Below are 19764 nucleotides of genomic sequence, written 5' to 3' on the forward strand. Positions count from 1 at the left end.
TGGTTATGCCAGGCGACAACATCCAGTTGGAGATTGAGCTGCACACTCCAGTTGCGATGGAAAAGGGACTGCGCTTCGCGATTCGCGAAGGCGGCAGGACAGTCGGCGCGGGCGCCATCAGCGAGATTATCGCTTAAGAAGTTGTAGGTACGGGAGCCGGGCAGCAGGATTTGAAGGAAGAATCCTGCCGCCCGACTCCAAATCAGTTTAGGGATTTTGAGGGTTAGCAAAACGGCTGGGCCCCGAATCGGATAGGATAAGCAAATGCGGGAAATCGTGACATTGCAGTGCACCGAGTGCAAAGAGCGCAACTACACAACGACCAAGAACAAAAAGACGACCACCGGCCGTCTGGAATTCGAAAAGTTCTGCAAGCGTTGCCGTTGCCACAAGAAGCACCGGGAAACTAAGTAAGCAGCTCTGAGCTGCTGGTTGCCAGTTTTAAAGCTTGTATATCGGTCGGGATGAGCTATTTACCCTCCGAAAGCGAGCCAGGGCTAAAGCCAGTAGCTAGAGGCGGCAGTACAGGGGCGTAAGCTCAACGGTTAAACTGTCGGTCTCCAAAACCGAACTTCTCGGTTCGAATCCGAGCGCCCCTGCCAGATTAAGTGCGGTAACTCCGGTTAGATTCCGGATGCAAAAGGAAGTAGAAGCATGGCGAAGACAGCATTAGTAGCGGACAGCGGAACCGAAAACAAACCGAATCCGCTGGTGCATCACACCACGAACAGCTATGAGCGCGCTCGTAGCTTTCTGAGTGACGTGCGCAACGAGATGCGCAAGGTAGTAACGCCCTCGCGCAAAGAAGTGCAGGCGACCACGACGGTTGTGTTGGTCACGGTTTTTGTCTTCTCCTTCTATTTCTGGATAGTGGATGGCATTTTTTCCAACGGAGTGAAGCTGCTGTTGAGCAAGCTCGCTGGACAGTAGTACGTCGCGCAAAAGAGACGCGAGAGAGATCAGGAATGACAGACGAACTGGAGCAGGAACCCGGACAGGAAGCAGTTGCAGAGCAGCCCGTCGAGGCGCCACGGAACGAAAACTTCAAGTGGTATATTCTGCACGCGTATTCGGGCTTTGAGCGCAAGGTCAAGGAATCCTTGGAGAGCCGCATTCAGGCGTTTGGCCTGGAGAGCAAGTTTGGCCGCATCATGATTCCGACCGAGCCGGTTACGGAGACGGTCAACGGCAAAAAGCGCACGATTGAGCGGGTATTCCTGCCTGGCTACGTGCTGATCGAGATGGAGCTGGATAACCAGATCTGGCACATCATCAAGGAAACGCCGCGAGTTACAGGCTTCCTTGGAACAGGCGACAAGCCGGTCGCGTTGAGCGAAGAAGAGATTAGTTCGCTGCTCAATCGTACCGATGAGGGCAAAGAGAAGCCCCGGCAGAAGATCAGGTTTGAGAAGAATGAGTCCGTCCGGATTACCGATGGACCGTTTGCCAACTTCAATGGCATCGTGGATGAGATTAACGAAGATCGCGAAACCCTCAAGGTGATGGTTACAATCTTCGGTCGCTCCACACCGGTTGAGCTTGAGTTCGGCAAAGTCGAAAAGATTGAGTAATGCAGCTTCCAGCTACTAGCTTCCAGCTTCTAGCCGGGTTGCCCTCCTAGCGGGTCCCGGTTGTGAGCGAATGCGGCGGCGGCATCACCAAAATATGAACAAGGAAACATCCAGCTAGTAGCTGAAAGCTAGGAGCTAGTAGCTGGGTTCCAAAGGAACCCACATGGCACCCCCGAAGAAGATCACAGGATACGTCAAGCTTCAGATTGAAGCCGGCAAAGCAACCCCGGCACCTCCAGTCGGCCCCGCGCTCGGTCAGGCGCAGGTCAACATCATGGAGTTCTGCAAGCAGTTCAACGCTCGCACCCAGACCAAGGAGATGGCCGGTCTGACCATCCCCGTGGTGATCAGCGTTTATGCCGATCGCACCTTTACCTTCGTCACCAAGACGCCTCCGGCATCGAATCTGCTGCTCCGCGCTGCAGGTATCCCCAAGGGCGCCGCTGTTCCGAACAAGGACAAGGTGGGCAAGGTAACTGAGAAGCAGGTCCGCGAGATCGCCGAAACCAAGATGCCCGATCTGAATGCAGCTTCCGTCGAAGCGGCAATCAAGAGCATCAAGGGAACAGCTCGTTCGATGGGTATCGAGGTCGTTGCCTAGATTTGTTGTTTGTCTTACCGTTGTGTCAGCAAAGCCCTCCCAATTGGGAGGGCTTTGCTGCATCTGGCCGCCCTTTTTCAGGCGCGCCAGCCACATCCGTCAGAAGCTGCATCACCAGTAATGGCTCAGGCGATAACGACCCCGCCGCCTCCGAATCCACCGCTAAAGCCGACGCACCGCGCAATGCAGCCCATGTATTGCAGGCTGCACGGCACGCAGCAAAGACAGCCGTACCAGTGATCTTCGCAGCTATTTTCGTCGTAGCACTGCTGGTATTCATCGGCGCATCGGCTAACGCAGGTTCCCCCGCCCGAGTCGCCATTTCCGTTGTCGAGATAGACCGAAATGTTCCCGAGCTGTGCCGCCAGAGTGGCCCAGGATATCTCCTGCGCGAAGTGGGCAATCTCCTCATCTTCCCAATCGGAGGCCTTAAGTCCTCTCTCAATCAGGGCGGAGACGCCTTCAATATAGCGCCGGGAAAACTTGTCGAGCTTTTCCACTTGCGAGCTATCCGGCAGCGAGGCGATAGCCTTTCTAGCCGAGTTGCGAACGGATGACAGGAAAGCTCTGCGGCCATCCGACTCAAAATTACCAGACACGCCAGAATGCTCCGGGTGTTCGTTGGATTTGCGTTTTTTCCCTTTTTCACAATCACACATGATGAATTCCTTTCTTCTCCGTGCCGGGAGTCGGCATTTTCTAAGGAGCTGGCATTTTTGCCGCTGAAAGGTAGTGAGGTTCCATGGCTTTGCGTGACAGAATCAGGCAAAATAGCCAAGAAAGAACGCCCGAAGCAGTTGCGCGAGGCTGGATATTTTGCGATACTGCATACATGCGTCTCTTCTTCGTGAGGAGACCATCACCAGTACCACGGCATTTGGGCTCGGTTGAGATGGCGCAGTCAGCTTGCATCGGCAGCGTCCCTTCGGGGCTTCCCGCAAAGCGGGACTGGCAATTGCGGTGGGAGATGAGGGAAGAATGGCCAAGAAAGCCAGCAAGAATATTACGAAGTCGCGTGCGGCTGTTGAGCCCCGCAATTACCTGTTGCCAGAGGCAGTAGGACTCCTGCAGAAGGTCAAGTTTGCCAAGTTCGACGAAACTGTCGACCTGACTCTGCGTTTGGGTGTTGATACCCGCCATGCCGATCAGATGGTCCGCGGAACCGTTGTTCTGCCCCACGGCCTCGGTAAGACGAAAACCGTTGCAGTCATTGCTTCCGGCGATCGTTTGAAGGATGCCGAGGCAGCCGGTGCAGATTTTGTCGGCGGCGAAGAGCTGGTTGAGAAGATTCAAAAGGAAGGCTGGACAGGCTTTGATGCCCTGATCGCCACGCCGGACATGATGAAGTCTGTCGGTCGCCTCGGTAAGGTGCTCGGACCTCGCGGCCTGATGCCAAACCCCAAGACCGGCACGGTAACGCAGGATGTTGCCGCCGCAATCAAGGAAATCAAGGCTGGTAAGGTTGAGTTTCGCGCCGACAAGACCGCTCTGGTGCATGTTCCCGTGGGTAAGCTGAGCTTCCCTCCGGAGAAGCTGGTTGAGAATGCGACCACGGTTCTGGCCAGCGTAATGCGCGCCAAGCCTTCGGCAGCCAAGGGCAAGTATGTCAAGGGAATCACGCTGAGCTCGACGATGGGCCCAGGTGTTCCGATTGACGGCGCCGTGGCAGACGCTGCCGGTAAATAGGCAGACTTAAGAAATTATCCCGTTCTCTTCTTTTGGCCTCTGGCGCAGAGAATCCTGAGTGATTCGATAGCAACAGGAAAGACGAGATATGCGGCCCGGAATCGGGGCGGCGGGCAAAGCGGGCCAGAGGGCAGGAGCGATCAGATGGCATTGACAAGGGCGAGCAAGACGAAAAAGGTTAAGGTTCTGGCAAAAGAGCTGGAGACCTCCACGACGGCAATCATTGGCACCTTTGCCAAGATGACCGTTTCTCAGGATTTTGAACTGCGCAAGCTGATTCGCGGCGCAGGCGGCAAGTATCGCGTTCTCAAGAACAAGCTGGCTGCCAAGGCGAGCGAAGGCACCGCGGTTGAAGAAGCGCTCAAGGGTCTGAAGGGTGTAAGTGCTGCGGCATTTACCTCCGGCGATCCGGTAGAGCTGGCCAAGGTTTTCTCGAAGTGGGTCGGCGACAATGCCGAGTTCACTTTCAAGCTGGGCATCGTTGACGGCAAGCTGATCAGCGTGGACGAAGTTAAGGCTCTGGCCACCATGCCGGGCAAGGAAGAGCTCTTCTCGAAGCTGCTGTTCCTTATCAACTCGCCTGCGCAGCGCCTTGCTACCGTGGTCAACGCTACGGGTCGCGATCTGGCCGTAGTGATCAACGAAGCGGTCAAGGGCGAAAAGTTCTCAGGCGGAGCTGCTCCAGCGGCCAAGGCTGCGGAGCCGGTCGCGGAAGCAGCTCCAGTCGAAGCATCCACGGTCGAAGCAGCGCCAGCCGAAGCAGTGGCTGAGCCTGTTGCCCCGGTTGCAGAGATCGAAACGCAGGCTGAAGCAGCCGTTAATGAAGCGCCGGTTGAAGGTGCGGTTGTTTCTGAAGCGCCTGCGGCTGAGTAATCATCAAGTTTCCCGCTTGACAGCGGCGAGGGGTGCGGGTCTGGGCACGTCGGAAACCTCGCAGTTTGGATGAGCGGTGCAGTAGAAAATTTCAAAAAGAGTCTGGATTGGAGAACAAAATGGCGGATTTGAATCAGTTGGAAGAGCAGATCGTTAGCCTGAGCTTGCTGGAAGCGGCAGCTTTGGTGAAGGCATTGGAAACGCGTCTTGGCGTTTCGGCAGCAGCAGCGGCCCCCGTGGCTGTGGCTGGTGGCGGCGGCGCAGCGGCAGCAGCAGAAGTCGTTGAGCAGACCGAGTTCCAGGTTATCCTCAAGGATGCCGGCGCGAACAAGATCAGCACCATCAAGGCTGTGCGTGAAGTAACCGCGCTCGGTCTGAAGGAAGCAAAGGACTTGGTCGACAGCGCTCCCAAGGCACTCAAGGAGAACGCGAGCAAGGAAGAGGCAGAGACCATCAAGAAGAAGTTTGAAGGTATCGCCACCGTCGAAATCAAGTAATCAGCAATTCGGTAACACGCATTTGCAATTGCGGCGAAGACGCGCTACATTAAAAGTTGCGCGTCTTCCCGTCTCTTTTTGCATTGCTCTAGTCTATGGAGCTGGGCGAGATCAAATGCGTGGTCTGGAAAACACGAAAAAGTGGCATATGCGGGTTTCATGTCCGGGGAATACCAAGCCCCCTGGTCGCGAAAACTGCGCTGTACAACCTCTATATGGTTGATGTCATGAGGGTTGGTAGCTGCTTGCGGAGCGGTTGCCGGCGGGTATCTGGAACTGGCGGGTTGCGGTAGAAGCGAGCTTTGGGATCGGCAAACGTGGGATACAAATTCGGCAAAAGGGCTCAGAACAGTAGCTGCGCTCGTGAGACATCTTGTCTTCGCGAGCACTTATCTGCGTCTGGTCAGGTTTTTGCTTATCTTTCCACGGTCTTTTCGACTGATTCTGATTCCACTTTACCTTTCGCCTGCTGATTCGCCTCGGTCTTAACTCCGATATTCGGGAGTTTAGCCCCAGGTAGTGCATACGGCAAGTGCAATTTTTCTTCCGCAGTGTTTCCGGGCTTCCGGTTGTTAGGTTGGTTGTTTGTTGTCCTTAGCAGGTTGCTTGCGAAATTCAATCGCGTCGTGCAAAGGGCATTTGCAGAAGCGATTTGCTTGACGGAATCCGAACTGGATCCGAAACGAATTGCGGGGATGCAGTACCGCACGAAACATCATTCCGATGTACGCCGATAGCCGTGAGACTCGGGCTGTCGGTACTCTGGCCCTCAAAAGGGGTCGGGACCTCGGGGATACGAGCCTCAGGAGTGAAGCATGCCGAACGAGAATCGCGCCATTCGCAGCCGACTCGATTTTTCCAAGATTCCTACCGCCATCCAGATTCCTAACCTGATCGAAGTGCAGCGTCGCTCCTACGAGCGGTTTCTGCAGATGGATAAGCTCCCCAACGAGCGGGACGATAATGGTTTGCAGTCGGTCTTTACGTCGGTATTCCCGATCACGGACTTCCGCAACATCTCCCAGCTCGACTTTGTGGACTTCTCGATCGGTAACTGGGAGTGCAAGTGCGGTCACCTCAAAGGTCTGCATCACCTGCGCACGGCTTGCGTGAACTGCGGATCCATGGTCATCACCGACCCCTTCCATCCGGGCGACGTACTTTGCCAGCATTGCGGCACGTACAACAAGAACACGCCTGACTTCTGCAACAAGTGCGGCGACCCTGTGGGCCTGCAATTGAAGTACGACCAGCAGGAGTGCGAAGAGCGCGGCATGACCTTCTCTGCGCCGCTCAAGGTGACTGTTCGCCTGACGATTTACGACAAGGATCCCGAAACGGGTTCGAAGACCATTCGCGACATCAAGGAGCAGGAAGTCTTCTTCGGCGATATTCCGCTGATGACGGCCAATGGCACCTTCATCGTGAACGGGACGGAACGTGTCATCGTATCGCAGCTCCACCGTTCGCCAGGCGTCTTCTTTGAGACGGCGAACAACCGCAGCTACTTCCTCGGCAAGATCATTCCGTATCGCGGTTCCTGGGTCGAGTTCGAATACGACCAGAAGAACACGCTCTACGTGCGTATCGATCGCAAGCGCAAGTTCCTCGGCACCATCTTCCTGCGCGCCCTCGGCCTGCGTTCCGACGAAGAGATTTTGAAGACCTTCTACACGGTCGATAAGATTCAGCTCGTCGATGGCAAGCTGATGTGGACCGTTCCTGAGGCTGGCGTAACGACGCATCTGCAAGGCGCAAAGCCGGCACACGCAATCCTCGCCAATGGCGAAGAGATCGCGCACTCCGGTCGCAAGGTCACGGCCTCTGTTCTCAAGGCCCTGCGCGCCAACGGCGTACAGCAGATCGAGATTGAAGCTACCGAGCTCGACGGCACGCTGACCGCTGCCGACGTGATCGATCTCACCACCGGCGAAGTAATCGTCGAGGCCAACACCGAGCTGACCGCCGACCGTCTGCACAAGATTGGCGCCAGCGGCGCGACGACCATTGAGGTCTTCTTCCCCGAGCGCGACGACGTGGGCAACATCATCACCAACACGCTCCGTCGTGACTCCGTGCGCAAGCCGGAAGAAGCGTTGATCGAGATCTACCGCAAGCTGCGGCCAGGCGACCCGCCGACGCTCGATACCGCGACTGCATTGTTCGAAGGCATGTTCTTCGATCAGCGCAAGTACGATTTCTCGCGCGTAGGCCGGTTGAAGTTCAACATCAAGCTCTACGAGAATCAGGACCCCAGCGGCCTCGACAAGCGCACCCTGACTCCCGAAGATTTTTACGCGACCATTCGCTACCTGCTCAAGCTGCGTAAGAACATCGGCAATGTGGACGACATCGATCATCTCGGCAATCGCCGCGTCCGCGCGGTCGGCGAGCTGATGGAGAATCAGTTCCGCATCGGCCTCGTTCGCATGGAGCGCGCCATCAAGGAAAAGATGAGCGTTTATCAGGAGCTGTCGACGGCCATGCCGCACGACCTGATCAACGCCAAGCCGGTTATGGCCGCGATTCGCGAGTTCTTCGGTTCTTCGCAGCTGTCACAGTTCATGGATCAGACCAACCCCCTCTCGGAGATCACGCACAAGCGGCGTCTCTCCGCCCTTGGGCCCGGTGGTCTGTCGCGTGAGCGCGCAGGCTTCGAAGTACGCGACGTCCATCCGACTCACTACGGACGTATCTGCCCGATTGAAACGCCTGAAGGTCCGAACATCGGTTTGATCAGCTCGTTGAGCTGCTTTGCCCGCATCAATGAGTACGGCTTCATTGAGTCTCCTTACCGCAAGGTCAAGGAAGGCCGCATCCTCGACTACGTTGAGGTTGTGAACGCCGGTGACAGCGGTATGCGTGTCGGCGATCATCTCGAAAAGAAGGAAGCATTTCAGCTCATCGCCGATCTGGAAGCAGCCGGCAAGCGCAAGATCGATTGGATGCCGTTCAGCTTCTACCAGTCCGCCTGGGAAGAGGATCGTCACACCATCGCGCAGGCCAACATCAAGTTCAACGAAGAGGGCGTCATCACCGAAGAACTGGTGAATGCGCGTCGTCAAGGGAACTTCGTGCTGGTCAACCGCGCCGAGGTCGACTTCATCGACGTCAGCCCGAAGCAGCTTGTTTCGGTCGCTGCCTCGCTGGTGCCATTCCTCGAGCACGATGACGCGAACCGCGCACTCATGGGTGCGAACATGCAGCGCCAGTCTGTTCCTCTGCTCGTCGCCGAAGCACCCCTGGTCGGTACCGGCATGGAAGGCGTCACTGCTCGCGATTCCGGTGCAGTCATTCTGGCCAAGCGTAACGGTATTGTCGATTCCGTCGATTCCGAGCGCATCATCATCCGCGTAGAAGGAGAGCATCACCCCACGCAGTTGTCGCGTGAGGTTGGTTCGGACATCTATCAGCTCATCAAGTTCAAGCGCTCCAACCAGAACACCTGCATCAACCAGAAGCCGGTTGTACGCGAGGGTGAGCGTGTGATCAAGGGCCAGGTCATCGCCGACGGTCCCTGCACAGAGCAGGGAGAATTGGCGCTCGGACGTAACGTGCTCGTGGCCTTCATGCCCTGGCGCGGTTACAACTTCGAGGACGCGATCCTGATCAGCGAAAAGCTGGTTCGCGAGGACTACTACACTTCGGTTCACATCGAAGAGTTCGAAATCGAAGCACGCGATACGAAGCTGGGACCAGAGGAAATCACCCGTGATATCCCCAACGTCTCAGAGTCTGCATTGCGCGACCTGGACGAGAGCGGCATCATCCGCATCGGCGCCCAGATCAAGCATGGCGACATCCTCGTCGGCAAGGTAACGCCCAAGGGCGAGACCCAGTTGACGCCGGAAGAGAAGCTGCTTCGCGCCATCTTCGGTGAAAAGGCCGGCGATGTTCGCGATGCTTCGCTGACATGCCCTCCAGGTATCGAAGGCACGGTAGTCGACGTCCGCATCTTCTCCCGCAAGGGTCAGGAAAAGGACGAGCGCGCCAAGCAGATTGAAGCGGAGAATACCTCGAAGCTCGAAAAGAACCTGGGCGACGAAATCCGCATTCTTACCGACGAGCGCCTGAAGCGTCTCGACGCGATCCTCGGCAACAAGGAAGTGCTGGCTGACCTGCATGACGAGCGCACCAACAAGCGTCTCCTCACCAAGGGCAACATCCTTGATCGCGAAACCATCGAGCGCATCTCGACCAAGAATCTCAAGCGCATTCGCTTCGCGGACAAAGATCCTCGCGTGAATGAGCAGATCGATGAGATCGAAGAAATGACTTCGCGTCAGATCGAAGTGCTGCGCAAGATCACCAACGAGAAGGTTGCCAAGCTGCAGAAGGGCGATGAACTTTCGCCTGGCGTCATCAAGATGGTCAAGGTGTACATCGCGATGAAGCGCAAGCTGTCGGTCGGCGATAAGATGGCCGGTCGTCACGGTAACAAGGGTGTGATCGCGCGCATTCTTCCGGAAGAAGACATGCCGTACCTGCCCGATGGAACTCCAGTGGAGATCGTACTCAATCCACTCGGTGTACCTTCGCGTATGAACGTCGGTCAGATTCTGGAAACGCATCTCGGCTGGGCCGCTGCCGAGCTCGGCAAGAAGATTGCCGCTCTCGTCGAAGCCAATAGCGAAGCCAACGCTCTGCGCGAGCAGATCAAGGTCAGTTTCAAGGACACAGCAGCGCTGCAACTGCTTCTCGACCTCGACGACACGATGTTGATTCGTGTAGCCAAGGGCATGAAGCGCGGTATCTGGTTCGGCACGGCGGTATTCGACGGCGCGCAGGAAAGCGAAATCAAGGCTCTTCTGCATGCTGCCGGTCTGCCCAGTTCGGGCAAGACAGCGCTCTTCGACGGTATGACGGGCGATCAGTTCGAGCAGCCGGTAACGGTGGGTTACATCTACATGCTCAAGCTCTCGCATCTGGTGGACGACAAGATTCACGCTCGCTCCATCGGACCGTACTCGCTCATCACGCAGCAGCCGCTGGGTGGTAAGGCGCAGTTCGGCGGACAGCGCTTCGGTGAGATGGAAGTATGGGCCCTCGAAGCATACGGCGCCGCTTACATCCTGCAGGAACTGTTGACTGCCAAGTCCGATGACGTCTATGGCCGTACCAAGATCTACGAGGCCATCGTCAAGGGCGAAGCAGCGATCGAGCCAGGCGTGCCCGAATCGTTCAACGTGTTGATCCGCGAGCTTCAGGCGCTTTGCCTGGATGTCGAGCTGATCAAGCGCGCTGATCTGAAAAAGCTGCCGGCACCGGAGTTGATCGACGTAGCCGTAGCTGACTAAGCGTGCAAGCCCGGTCTCTTAAACAAGACCGGGCCTGACTCGCTCCTGCGATTTCTGTCTTCGTATCACGGAGATGTCCAGAGTGGCTTAAGCCACTCCCCAGGGCGGACAAACTCCTGCAGTCTATTCCCTGGGAAACAGCGACGGTCACTGCCGTAAGGCATGCCAAGGAGGGTCGCCTTGTTCCGTTCCAATCCATTCGAACTCACCACGCCGATTAAGGACTTTGACGCAATCCGCATCATGCTGGCTTCTCCCGAGAAGATCCGCAGCTGGTCGCATGGCGAAGTCACCAAGCCGGAGACGATCAACTACCGTACCTTCAAGCCAGAGCGCGACGGCCTCTTCTGCGCCCGTATCTTTGGACCCGTGACGGACTGGGAATGCCTCTGCGGCAAGTACAAGCGCATGAAGCACCGCGGCGTCATCTGCGACAAGTGCGGCGTCGAAGTCACCGTCTCCAAGGTGCGCCGCGAGCGCATGGGCCACATCGAGCTGGCATCGCCCTGCTCGCATGTCTGGTTCTTCAAGGGACTGCCTTCGCGTATCGGTCACCTGCTCGACATCTCGCTGCGTGACCTCGAAAGCATTCTCTACTTCGAGTCCTACGTTGTCGTCGATCCAGGCGACGCGCCGGTCAAAGAGCGCGAAGTCATCAAGGACGAGAATCGTTTCCGCGAGCTCGACCAGCAATATCGCCCCACTGGCTTCAAAGCCATGATGGGCGCCGAGGCCATCAAGGAGCTTCTCAAGCGCGTCAACTCCGACGAACTTTCCGTCGAGATGCGCGAAAAGATGAAGACCGAAACCTCGGTTCAGAAGAAGATCAAGTACTCCAAGCGCCTCAAAGTCGTCGAAGCCTTCCGCAAGTCCGGCAACAAGCCGCAGTGGATGATCCTCGACGTACTGCCCGTAATTCCTCCCGAATTACGCCCACTCGTTCCACTTGACGGCGGCCGTTTTGCGACCTCCGATCTGAACGACCTCTATCGCCGCGTCATCAACCGCAACAACCGGTTGAAGAAGCTGATGGACCTGCACGCTCCCGAAGTCATCGTGCGCAACGAAAAGCGCATGTTGCAGGAAGCTGTCGATGCGCTGTTTGACAACGGCCGTCGCGGCCGCGTTCTGCGCGGTGCCAACAACCGTCCGCTCAAGTCGCTCTCCGATACCCTCAAGGGCAAGCAGGGCCGCTTCCGTCAGAACCTCCTCGGCAAGCGCGTCGACTACTCCGGCCGTTCGGTCATCGTCGTCGGCCCCGAGCTGAAGCTGCACCAGTGCGGTCTTCCCAAGAAGATGGCGCTCGAACTCTTCAAGCCCTTCATCTATCACCGCCTCGAACAGACCGGCCACTGCACCACCATCAAGCAGGCCAAAGAGATGGTTGAAATGCAGGAGCCCGTGGTCTGGGACATCCTCGAAGAAGTCATCAAGGATCACCCCATCCTGCTGAACCGCGCTCCTACGCTTCACCGTCTCGGTATTCAAGCGTTTGAGCCGGTGCTCGTCGAGGGCAAGGCCATCAAGATTCACCCGCTCGTCTGTACCGCTTTCAACGCGGACTTCGACGGCGATCAGATGGCTGTTCACATCCCGCTGTCGCCCGAAGCGCAGATTGAAGCCAGCGTGCTCATGCTCGCCGCGCACAACATTCTGTCGCCCGCATCCGGTCAGCCCATCACGGTTCCTACGCAGGATCTCGTGCTCGGCCTCTATTACCTGACGAAGTCCAAGGCTGGCGCCAAGGGCGAAGGTCGCACTTTTGCCAACGCTGAAGAGGTTCTCATGGCCCTCGAAGCAGCAGAAGTCGAGACGCTCTCGCCGATCCGTCTGCGCTACTCCGGCACAGTGCTGGATATGACCACTGCCTATGACGATCAAGACCTGATGCACACCGATCCGGTCGAGTTCAACAAGCAGTTCATCTCCACCACCGTCGGGCGCACCATTCTGAACGACGCACTGCCGGAAGGCATGCCGTTCATCAATGGCCTGCTCAAGAAAAAGGGCATTGGACAACTGGTCAGCTATTGCAACCAGAACCTCGGCCTCGAAATCACCGTGCGCATGCTCGATCGCATCAAGGAACTCGGCTTCCAGTACGCCACGCGTTCTGGTCTCTCCGTCGGCCTCGATGACATGGTTATCCCCGCATCCAAGTACACCACTGTCTCCGACGCTGACCACAAGGTCATCGAGGTTCAGCAGCAGTACCTGGACGGAGCCATCACCAACGGCGAGCGCTCCAACAAGGTCATCCAGATCTGGTCGGCAGTTACCGAACAGGTCGCCGATGAGATGTTCGGCAACATGAAGCAGGCCGATAAAGACGGCGTCATGAACCCGATCTACATCATGGCCGACTCCGGTGCTCGTGGTTCCAAGCAGCAGATCCGTCAGCTCTCCGGTATGCGCGGACTGATGGCCAAGCCTTCCGGCGAAGTCATCGAAACGCCCATCACGGCAAACTTCCGCGAAGGTCTCACCGTGCTGGAGTACTTCATCTCGACCCACGGCGCACGTAAGGGTCTCGCCGATACCGCGCTCAAGACCGCTGACTCCGGCTACCTCACCCGTCGTCTCGTCGACGTGGCGCAGGACGTTATCGTCACCGAGATGGATTGCGGAACTGTCGAGGGTATTTACGTAAGCCCGATCGTCGAGTCCGGCGAAATCATCGAGCCCTTGCGCGACCGCATCATTGGCCGCGTTTCCCTCGAACGCATCAAGGATTTCGATGGCAACGTCGTAATCGATGTGAACCAGCAGATCGACGAAGAAATCGCTTCGGCGATTCAGGGTGCCGGTGTCGAGCGCGTCAAGATCCGCTCGGTGCTCACCTGCGAATCCCGTCGCGGCGTCTGCGCACTCTGCTACGGCCGCAACCTCGGCTCCGGCCGCATGGTTGAGCTCGGCGAAACCTGCGGCGTCATCGCAGCACAGTCCATCGGCGAACCCGGCACGCAGCTCACCATGCGTACCTTCCACGTCGGCGGAACCGCCTCACGCGTCTCCGACAAGAGCCGTCTCGATGCCAAGAACAACGGCACCGTCCACTTCATCAACCTCAATACCGTTAAGTCCGAGAAGGATGGCATGCTCGTCGCCATGAATCGCTCCGGATCGGTAGCCATCGTTGATGATCGTGGCCGCGAAAAGGAACGCTACCAGGTCGTTTATGGCGCGCGTCTCCGCGTGGAAGACGGTCAGAAAGTCTCGCTGGGCGATCAGTTGGCCGAGTGGGATCCCTACACCTACGCAGTGCTTACCGAAATCGGTGGCGCCGTGCAGTTCAAGGATCTCCAGGAAGGCATCACGCTTAATGAAGAAGTGGACGAAGTCACCGGCCTCTCGCGCCTGGTGGTTGCGGATGCTCCCGATGAAAAGCGTCAGCCGGCAATCTGGATCAACGGGGCCAAGGGCAAGAAGCGGTATCTCATGCCTAGCCGCGCTCACCTTATGGTTCTGGATGGAGACACCGTTGGACCGGGCGACATTCTCGCCAAGATCCCACGCGAATCCACCCGCACCAAGGACATCACCGGTGGTCTGCCACGCGTCGTAGAGCTCTTCGAAGCCCGCAAGCCGCGTGAAACAGCCATCATCTCGGAGATCGACGGTGTCGTTCGCTTTGGCGAAGTTGCCAAGGGACAGCGCAAGATCTACGTCACAGCCGACAACGGCGAGGAGAAGGAATACAGCGTTCCTCGCGGCGTTCACGTCAACATCCAGGAAGGCGAGCGTCTTTCCGCTGGCGATCCTTTGATGGATGGCCCGCTGAATCCGCACGACATTCTGGCCGTACTTGGCGAGAAGCTGCTTCAGGCTTACCTCGTCAACGAAATCCAGGAAGTCTACCGCTTACAGGGTGTGACGATCTCGGATAAGCACATCGAAGTCATCGTTCGTCAGATGCTTCGCTGGGTTCGCATTGAAGACGTGGGCGACACCAACTTCCTGCTCGAGCAGCAGGTGGATCGCTTCCGCTTCAACGAAGAGAACGAGCGTGTCCTCGCCCTCGGTCAGCGTCCGTCCATCGGTCGTCCGCTGCTCCTCGGCATCACCAAGGCGTCGCTCTCGACCGACAGCTTCATCTCGGCCGCCAGCTTCCAGGAGACCACCCGCGTCCTCACCGAGGCTTCCATCAACGGAGCCATCGACGGACTGCGTGGCCTCAAGGAGAACGTCATCGTCGGCCGCCTGATCCCTGCCGGAACAGGACTCGACTACTACCGCAGCGTCCAGCTCTCACCCGAGTTGGAAGAAGCGGCAGAGCGCGTCAAGCAGGAAGTCACCGCCGAGTTCGAAGCCCAGGAACGCGAACTCGAAATGATGCGTCAGGAAGGCGAAGCCGAAGAAATGGCCGCCGAATAGGCACCTGCCGTGCGGGCAGCCGCTCGCACAGCTCGCAAAAACAAAAGCAACAACAAGAAGCCCGGCCAAGCGCCGGGCTTCTTGTTGTTGCCCTAACCTTCTGCTTTTGCCCAAGCCTTTCCGTCTTTGCAATTGCCTTTGCAGTTTCCGTCTTTGCCCTTGCCTTTCTGTCTGTCATTCCCGAAGGGAATCTGCTTCTGCCCTTGCCGTTCTATCTGCAATTCCCAAAAGCAAATCCGCCCTAACCACCCCCAGAAAACACCTACATAGCCCCCACCCCCATCAAAATTCCCCTTTTATTCGCCTTCCCAGGCTCGCAGCGAACACATTTAAAAGTTCCAAGTCAACCTACTGATATCCTGCGAATATGTTCGACCCGGCAGCAGGCAGCGACACAGCACTTCTGTTTACCGAGCAGTTGCTGGTCTTTGCGACCATTATTGGCTCGGTCGCGGCGCTACCCTCGTTTATTGAATTCATCTCCGGTGTCCGCAAGCGCAAGGAGCGAATCGATCTTTCGCTAGAAGACGAAGCGGTCGATCAGCTTCATCCCCGCCTCGCAGGAATGGATGATCTGCTCAAGTCGATCGAAGATCTGGTAGACCGCGCGCGATTCCCAGCCGCCTATCAGGATTTAAAGATCGGCAACGAAGTCCTGATCATCGGCCCAAGCCAAAGCGGCAAGAAATCGCTCGCGCAGACTATCGCCAAAGCCACCGGCATGGAACGGCTGGTGACGGTCTACAACCCGCGCGATTCCGACGCCCTGGCCAAAGCCAAGAGTCTTGTTCGAAGCTACAAGCGCAAGAAAGTCATGCTTCTGCTGCCCCGCATCGATCTCGCCTACAAAGAGAGCGATCGCGAAGCGTTGACCCAGTTGGATGCATTGATCGAGAGCACTTCGGAACGGCAGAATGTGCTCGTCATTGCCACCGCAGTCAGCTTTGAACCTGATAGCGATCTCGACAATCTCTTCGGCATCAAATTGGCTCTGCCCGGCGCGGAAGTAATCGGCGTAAACCGGCGCGAAATCCCCGCGGACGTACAGCCGATGATGGCCGAAGTAGCGCGTTTCTACCTTGAAGAAGGCAAGCGGCGCGGCTTCGAGGTGCATGGCATGACGGAGCCGGAGTTCTGTAACCTGATTCTCGCCGAGGCCATGAATCCAGCGGAAGTCGAGGATATCGTCGTCCTCTGCGAGACCGCCGCGCTCTTTCGTCGCCGTACAAAAGAGGCCAGTGAACTGGTCTTCACGCGTGAAATTCTGAATACGTCCATTGCGCGCGTCGTTATCGGGTAGATCGTTTTTGGGAAAGTGCTTGAGTCACACAAGATTGTTGAGAGAAACAACTTTCCGCGCATCCAATTCGAAAAGCAAGCTCATTTCAGGAGTCACACCGAATGTCCCTTTCTATCGAAGAAGTAAACAAGCTGAAGAAGATACCTGTCGAAGGATTGCTTCCCGCACTGGCACAGCGCTGGAGCCCGCGCTCCTTTCAGACCAAAGCCGTGTCGGACAACGATCTCAAGATCATCCTCGAAGCCGCGCGCTGGGCTCCATCCTCCAGCAACGAACAACCCTGGCGTTTTCTCGTCGGAATCAAAGGATCGGAAACGCACACGAAGATATTCGAGACGCTTGTCGGGTTCAACCAGGGCTGGGCAGGCAAGCCGCACATTCTGATACTCGGCTTTGCACTGCAGAAAGACAGCAAAGGTAATCCCAATCGCTATGCACTCTACGACCTGGGGCAGGCAGCGTCCGATCTGGTCGATCAGGCGTCCGCGCTTGGCCTGGCAACGCATTCCATGGGTGGCTTTGATCACGAAGCAATACGGCGGGCATTCAATCTCACCGACGATTACGCTCTCGGCGCCGTGATCGCCGTCGGCTATCAGGATGAGCCTTCCGCTCTTTCCAACGAGCAGATGCAGCAGCGGGAGATCGCGCCCCGCGAACGCAAGCCGCTCAGCCACATCGCTCTCACTGCTCTCGATACTCCATTCGAGTTCTAGGCCTTGCGAAACACTCCCGTCTTCGCGATACAGTGGAGGCGGGAGTTCACTTGGCAGTCTCGAAACAAATCACCCGTCAAAAGGCCCATCGAAAGCCTGTCCTGTATCGCGGCAAAGGCCCGAGACGCAGGCGCTCCATCTCGCTGCGACTACGCGTGTTTCTTGGGTGCGGCAGTTTGCTGGGGGCTCTACTGGTGTGGGCTATCGTAGCTCGCAGCATTGCACCGATGGCTAACTCAACGCGCAAAGATTTCGATGCAATTATCGTGCTGGGTACACCAGCGGATTCGGATGGAAATCCAACACCGGAGCAGCAGGCGCGCATCACGGAGGGAGTACACGAGTACGAGCGCGGCGTAGCTCCACGATTGATCATGACTGGTGGAGCGGCTCACAATCGATTTGTAGAGGCCGAGGTCATGGCTCGTATCGCCCATGCACAGGGCGTTCCATCTTCCGCGATTCTCCAGGAAACACAGGCGCAGGACACGATCCAGAATGCCTGCTACAGCCGTCAAATTCTTCATGCTCACGGCTGGCATTCCGCAGAGGTGGTGAGTTCCGCATCGCATCTTCCGAGAGCTTCGATGATCTTCTCGTATTTACCTGGCGAGAAGTTGGAGTGGCGTATGCACGCAGCATCGGATTCGCTCGTTCCAGCCTTTTATAGCGATGCGGCGGAGGTCGTGGAAACCATCAAGACCGCGCGCTATCTTATCTGGGCGCGATGGCTCGAGAGCTGCACACCCTGATGGGCGCGGAGGTTGATGGGCGCGCAGGTTGACAAGTTCTCAGGTTCTCGCAGGTAACACACGGCATGCAGACACCCAAATCCGTGCTCGCAGGTCTAATAAACTATGCGATTTAAGCCTGGATTATTGAGTACCCGTTTGTTCCAGCGTAGCCCAGCCATTTACCATGCAAGAGTGATGCGTTTTGTAATCCGACCGACCCGTTTCCTGATCGCCGCTGCAACTGCGGCCGTTTTCGCCGCCACATTGCATGCCAATGCACAGGCTCCAACCCCAGCACCGACTCAGGCACCGACCACGCCGCAGCCGATCGTCTCCGGCAACGGAACTTATATCTCCACCGACCCATTGGCCGGTGTGCGGTATGACAACCGCTGGGATATATCTGTCGCTATGGCTTACGCGCATACGCATGCGGGTCCGAATCTGCGCGAGGGTGCAAACCTCGGCGGCCTGGATGTCTCCGCCAGCTACTGGCTCACCAAGCATTGGGGCGTTGAGGGCAGCGGACGCGGCTATCTCGGCACCAGCGGCACTACTCCCGCAGCAAGCGTACTGGGTGAGAGCGGTGTCTTCATTGCGCAGTACATGTTTCTCGCCGGACCTGAATATCTGGGACCACACAACAAGCACGGCGCGATTGTGCTTCATGCGCTTGTAGGCGGAGCATACGGCGATTTCAACCGGGATCTCGGCAGGCAGGGATCGGCAGTTGGTCCAACGGGTCCAGCGGCCTTTTATGACAACCAGGTTGGCCTGGGCGGCGCATTTGGTGGCCACATCGATCTCAACCGTTCCCCGCACTGGGTCTTCCGTGTAACACCGGACGCTATCCTGACCACCTACGATGGCACGAGCCAGTATCCGCATACGCAGTGGAACTTTGGCATCTCGGTCGGCGCACAATATAAATTCAAGAAAAAGCGATAAATCGTTTTTGAGATCAGGAAGGCCCAAGGTGTGCAAACAGCACTCAACCTTGGGCCTTTCTGTTTTGAATGAGAGATCTCGCGTCCGTACCGTTCCATTGCAATTCAAAGATGGGACCGATATTCTCCCAGTATGAGGATCGACTTTCGCATTAGCGGTTTTGGGGATGCCTGGATGCGCTTTATCGCGCTGGCAATCATGGCGGAGATAGATCCGACGACGCGCCATGTTGTATATCCATCCAAGGCTCTCGTTCCTCTAGCCGCACAGATCTTTGAGCCCTGGTTTGATGTTCAGGAAAGTGGCCCTGCGGATGTAACGATGCTGCATCATGGGCTGCGCCGTCTGCTTCCCGGCCTGCTCAAGGGAGAGGCTTATTACTCTCCGTTTTATTGGCTGCTTCGCTTCAGAAGACCCAGGACCGAACTCAAGGATAGAATCAACGATGTTGCTTTTCTAGCGGCGAGCGTTGTAACGCGACTGTCTTTGCCTAATTCGAAATATGCATTCAAGTACCAGGGATTTATGGAGATTCAAGGATTAAAACCCTTTCGCTCTGTGACGCCTGCGCAATTTGACAGTGCTGCGCCTGCTGTTCTGGAGAAGCTGCGCGTGCGTGTGCAGTCGTTGTTTCCTCCGCAGGCAATGCGATCCGCGGAGTTGGTATTTCCATCCGGAACGGCCCATCAGATTATGCCGCCTGATTTCGGCGCGGCCTATTTTCGAGATGCGCAATTTGCTTTTCATCGCAAGGATGGATTTGCTGCGGAGTTCCTCAATCTAGGCCTGAATGTTGTGTACTTTGAATCTCCGCAGGATATCTTCACGCTCATCGCAAATGCGCGAACTGTATATGCCACGGATAGTTTTCCATCTCATCTGGCGCAGACCTGGCGGGATGACTGCTATGTATTGATGTCGCAACAAAAGGCTGAGATGGTAGTAGCGCCGAGTTATCCGGACGATCAGATATTGCATTCTCTTGCGCCATGCCATCCCTGCCGTAGCCGTGTTCGATACAGCCTGGAATCGAAATGCGATGCCGGTAGACTTTATTGCCATACGTGGAATGACCCGATATATGTGAGCCGCACCACTTCTCTCACCAAGCTGAATGTTGAAGCCAAATGACGTGCTGATGAAGGAACGTGTTGATGAAGGAACGTG

16 protein-coding genes and 1 tRNA gene are annotated in these 19764 nt (G+C 56.8%); 16 read left to right on the forward strand and 1 reads right to left on the reverse strand.

What is annotated here, in order from left to right; translation table 11 throughout:
• From OHL19_RS14240 to rplK, 6 genes are all read left to right on the forward strand, one after another.
• On the forward strand, window positions 1-137 hold a 137-nt coding region (locus OHL19_RS14240), incomplete at its 5' end, for an EF-Tu C-terminal domain-related protein (protein ID WP_449701828.1).
• 127 nt (window positions 138-264) lie between these two features.
• The gene (gene rpmG / locus OHL19_RS14245) at window positions 265-414 is read left to right on the forward strand and encodes a 50S ribosomal protein L33 (protein WP_263358389.1); all 150 of its coding nucleotides are present in this window, start codon (window positions 265-267) and stop codon (window positions 412-414) included.
• A gap of 112 nt (window positions 415-526) precedes the next feature.
• Window positions 527-602 (forward strand) — tRNA-Trp (locus tag OHL19_RS14250).
• A 52-nt stretch (window positions 603-654) separates the two neighbouring features.
• The gene (gene secE / locus OHL19_RS14255; RefSeq protein WP_263358390.1) at window positions 655-930 is read left to right on the forward strand and encodes a preprotein translocase subunit SecE; all 276 of its coding nucleotides are present in this window, start codon (window positions 655-657) and stop codon (window positions 928-930) included.
• Window positions 931-965: 35 nt separating this feature from the next.
• A complete protein-coding gene (gene nusG, locus OHL19_RS14260) occupies window positions 966-1571 on the forward strand; it encodes a transcription termination/antitermination protein NusG (RefSeq protein ID WP_263358391.1) in 606 nt (201 codons plus the stop codon).
• 163 nt (window positions 1572-1734) lie between these two features.
• Complete coding sequence (gene rplK / locus OHL19_RS14265; RefSeq protein ID WP_263358392.1) at window positions 1735-2172, forward strand: 50S ribosomal protein L11; 438 nt, start codon at window positions 1735-1737, stop codon at window positions 2170-2172.
• 125 nt (window positions 2173-2297) lie between these two features.
• On the opposite strand, the gene OHL19_RS14270 is transcribed toward rplK, so the two are convergent.
• On the reverse strand, window positions 2298-2771 hold the full coding sequence (locus tag OHL19_RS14270) for a hypothetical protein (RefSeq protein ID WP_263358393.1): 474 nt from the start codon (window positions 2769-2771) through the stop codon (window positions 2298-2300).
• Between the two features lie 379 nt (window positions 2772-3150).
• Between OHL19_RS14270 and rplA the strand changes: the two genes are divergently transcribed.
• The 10 genes from rplA (at window position 3151) to OHL19_RS14320 (ending at window position 19728) form a co-directional block, all read left to right on the forward strand.
• Entirely contained in the window at window positions 3151-3858 is a 708-nt protein-coding gene (gene rplA, locus OHL19_RS14275; protein WP_263358394.1) for a 50S ribosomal protein L1, read from the forward strand.
• A 144-nt stretch (window positions 3859-4002) separates the two neighbouring features.
• Window positions 4003-4731, forward strand: a complete 729-nt coding sequence (rplJ, locus tag OHL19_RS14280) for a 50S ribosomal protein L10 (protein WP_263358395.1) — start codon at window positions 4003-4005, stop codon at window positions 4729-4731.
• A gap of 119 nt (window positions 4732-4850) precedes the next feature.
• Window positions 4851-5228 (forward strand): 50S ribosomal protein L7/L12, encoded by a 378-nt coding sequence (gene rplL, locus OHL19_RS14285; RefSeq protein ID WP_263358396.1) that lies wholly within the window; start codon window positions 4851-4853, stop codon window positions 5226-5228.
• Between the two features lie 815 nt (window positions 5229-6043).
• Window positions 6044-10525, forward strand: coding sequence for a DNA-directed RNA polymerase subunit beta (rpoB, locus tag OHL19_RS14290; RefSeq protein ID WP_263358397.1), 4482 nt, complete (start codon window positions 6044-6046; stop codon window positions 10523-10525).
• A 180-nt stretch (window positions 10526-10705) separates the two neighbouring features.
• A complete protein-coding gene (rpoC, locus tag OHL19_RS14295) occupies window positions 10706-14899 on the forward strand; it encodes a DNA-directed RNA polymerase subunit beta' (protein WP_263358398.1) in 4194 nt (1397 codons plus the stop codon).
• 367 nt (window positions 14900-15266) lie between these two features.
• Window positions 15267-16199 (forward strand): ATP-binding protein, encoded by a 933-nt coding sequence (locus OHL19_RS14300; protein ID WP_263358399.1) that lies wholly within the window; start codon window positions 15267-15269, stop codon window positions 16197-16199.
• A 101-nt stretch (window positions 16200-16300) separates the two neighbouring features.
• On the forward strand, window positions 16301-16915 hold the full coding sequence (locus tag OHL19_RS14305; protein WP_263358400.1) for a nitroreductase family protein: 615 nt from the start codon (window positions 16301-16303) through the stop codon (window positions 16913-16915).
• Window positions 16916-16965: 50 nt separating this feature from the next.
• Window positions 16966-17667 carry a YdcF family protein gene (locus OHL19_RS14310; RefSeq protein WP_263358401.1) on the forward strand — a complete coding sequence of 234 codons (702 nt, stop codon included), beginning with the start codon at window positions 16966-16968 and terminating at the stop codon, window positions 17665-17667.
• Window positions 17668-17844: 177 nt separating this feature from the next.
• A complete protein-coding gene (locus OHL19_RS14315; RefSeq protein WP_263358402.1) occupies window positions 17845-18597 on the forward strand; it encodes a hypothetical protein in 753 nt (250 codons plus the stop codon).
• A 132-nt stretch (window positions 18598-18729) separates the two neighbouring features.
• Window positions 18730-19728, forward strand: a complete 999-nt coding sequence (locus OHL19_RS14320) for a hypothetical protein (RefSeq protein WP_263358403.1) — start codon at window positions 18730-18732, stop codon at window positions 19726-19728.
• Window positions 19729-19764: the final 36 nt, after the last annotated feature.

This window comes from Acidicapsa ligni (assembly GCF_025685655.1).
GTDB lineage: Bacteria > Acidobacteriota > Terriglobia > Terriglobales > Acidobacteriaceae > Acidicapsa > Acidicapsa ligni.